This is a genomic window from Dialister succinatiphilus YIT 11850, assembly GCF_000242435.1.
GTDB lineage: Bacteria > Bacillota > Negativicutes > Veillonellales > Dialisteraceae > Dialister > Dialister succinatiphilus.
In genome coordinates, this window is record NZ_JH591194.1 from 1 (window position 1) to 2,883 (window position 2,883).

At 55.5% G+C, this 2,883-nt stretch carries 1 protein-coding gene; it reads right to left on the reverse strand.

The genetic code is table 11. From position 1 onward, the window contains the following. Positions 1 to 780: 780 nt before the first annotated feature. Entirely contained in the window at positions 781 to 2,268 is a 1,488-nt protein-coding gene (locus tag HMPREF9453_RS10915) for an aldehyde dehydrogenase family protein (RefSeq protein ID WP_008860626.1), read from the reverse strand. Positions 2,269 to 2,883 lie beyond the last annotated feature (615 nt).

The window sequence follows — 2,883 nt, forward strand, 5'->3', positions numbered from 1 at the left end:
CGTGGCCCTCTTCCCCTAAAGGGGACGCAAGGAACGTTACGGGATTAGCTGTCTGTGTCATATGTGACACAATATCCAGTGCCACCTATTTTCTCTTTTCCCCTTGAGGGGAAGTCCCGCGAAGCGGGAAAGGGTGTACGGGGCAGAGCACCGATAGAATGCTCCATCACGGTCCTGACCGCCAATCGGCGGCCCCCTGAGCGAAGCGATGCAACCTTTCTACACAACCCTTGGCACCGAGGGCCAGAGGCCCGATGGATGCCATAGGCCCCTCTGCGCCGCAGGCGCAGGCACCTACGGGAATGCTGGAAAGCACCACCTTTTGAACTCTTTGAACCCTCAAGCCCCATAGGGCGCCAGGGCAGTTGTATGGTTTTCGCCGACAAAGGCGGTATAAAAAATGGCGCCGAAGGCGCCGTACCTCCCCAGTGGGCACGGTCAGCCAACCGATAGGTAAGCCCTTTAATGGGCAGGCTAAGGGCCTACCTTGGCTGACTTGGAGGTCCTATGCAGGACCTCCACAATACTTCATACCTCCCGAGGGCGGAAGCCCGGAGCCCGTCCGGGAGGCGTCAGCCGGTCCCGGACAGAACCCTGGCAGCCCAGGGCCAAAGGCCCGGCGGCTGGCTCAACCCTCACACCCGTAAGGGCGTGTCAACCTTCGGGAATACTGGAAAGCACCGTCCCGGTCCCGATCCCGACCTACAGTCTCTCCGGGCTTCCCATTTCTTTCCATAAAAAAACTCCCTTCCCGGGGGAAAGGAGTTTTTTCAGCGGTCATTATTTAATGTCGTACATGCCGCTGACGCCTTCTTTGAGGTTGATGTAGATGTTCTTCATCTGGCTGTAGTGTTCCAGCATGACTTTATGGGTTTCTCTGCCGATACCGGACTGTTTGTAGCCGCCGAAGGGGGCGCCTGCAGGGAGGTCGTTGTAGGTGTTGACCCACATACGGCCGGTGCGGACTCCGCGGGCTACTTTGAGGGCGGTATTGATGTTCTTGGTGAATACGGCGCCGCCAAGGCCGTAAACGCTGTCGTTGGCCAGGGCGATGACTTCGTCGGCAGTTTTGAATTTCTGGATTACTACCACCGGTCCGAAGATTTCTTCCTGGCATACGCGGTCGCTGTTCTTGTCGGTGACAAGGATGGTAGGTTTCATGAAGAAGCCTTTGTCGCAGCCGTTTTCGGTGTATCTTTCGCCGCCGGTAATGAGTTTGGCGCCTTCGTCAATGCCGATCTGTACGTATTTCAGTACTTTGTCCTGCTGGGATTTGTAAATCTGGGCGCCCAGCTGGGTTTCTGGATCTGTGGGGTCACCGATCTTTACGCTTTCAAAGGTGGCTTTCAGGTGTTTTACAAATTCGTCAAAAATGCCTTCCTGTACGAAGAGGCGGGAGCCTGCGCAGCATACCTGTCCCTGGTTGAAGAGGATGCCTTTGCATGCGCCGTCTACGGCCTGGGCCAGGTCTGCATCGTCAAATACGATGTTGGCAGATTTGCCGCCCAGTTCCAGGGTGACGGGGATGAGTTTGTCGCAGGCAGCCTGGTATACGCCGTGGCCGACTTCGGTGGAACCGGTGAAGGCCAGTTTGTCCAGGTCCGGGTGGTCAAGGAGCCACTGACCGGATTTGGAGCCTTTGCCGGTGATGACGTTCAATACGCCCTTCGGAAGTACGTCCTGAATGAGACGGGTGAGTTCCATGAGGGAGAGGGATGTGTGGGAAGAGGGCTTAATGACGATGGTGTTTCCGGCTGCCAGGGCAGGAGCCAGTTTCCAGCATGCCATGGTGAAGGGGAAGTTCCAGGGAATGACCTGGCCTACTACACCTACCGGTTCATGGAGAATGAGGGACAGGGTGTTGTCGTCCAGCATGGTGGCAGAGCCTTCCCATGCACGGAGGCAGCCTGCAAAGTAGCGGAAATGGTCGCTGCCCAGGGGAATGTCGGCAGCTTTGGTTTCACGGATAGGTTTGCCGTTGTCCAGTGTTTCCACCAGTGCCAGGTGGTCTGCATTGGCATCAATAATATCTGCAATTTTCAGCAGGATGTTCTGCCTTTCAATAGGAGATGTTTTGGACCAGGCCGGAAGGGCTGCTCTTGCTGCCTTCACTGCGCTGTCCACGTCTTCTTTGGTTGCTTCTGCGAAATAAGCCAAGTGCTCGCCATTTGCCGGATTGTGGGCGTCAAAGGTAGCGCCGTCAGAAGCCGGAACGAATTCGCCGTTAATAAAGAGTCCATACTGTTCCTGAATGTCTGCTTTTGCCATACTAATACCTTCCTTTCAATCACTTGCGGGGTAAATCCCCTTTGTATGAGATGCTCCGCCGGAGTTTGTACGATATCCGGTAGTCCGGCGGGATGTTTCTTTCAGCAGCAGTAAGAAATACAACCTTTCATACTGTTCGATAGTCACTTTCTTCTGCTTCATCGCTGTAGTCATAGTATATCATGGACCGTTACAATATTCAAGAGTCTCGATAAGCATGGCTGAGGTTTTTCTATGTGTTGGACGCGCCATTGGACACACCTGCGGTGTGAAGGTTGACGGGGCTACGCCCCGAGGGTTCTTAAGGTCCGTAAGTTTGACGGCCCTTCGGGCCGAGGGTTGTGGTAGCGCCCTGCGGGCGCAGATTATAAAAAAAGGGGCGTGGCTAACGCCGCGGGTTGTGTAGAAAGGTTGTGTTCGCTTCGCTCAGGGGGCGACAGCGGCCCTGCCGCTGAGGGTGGTGGTGGCGCCCTTTGGGCGCAGAGTTTTATAAGCTGCCTGCGGCGGTCACGTCAGCATAGAGTATCATAATCAGGATTACCACCGTCCACCCCTTCGCCACTTTGTGGCCCTCTTCCCCTAAAGGGGACGCAAGGAGCGTTACGGGATTAGCTG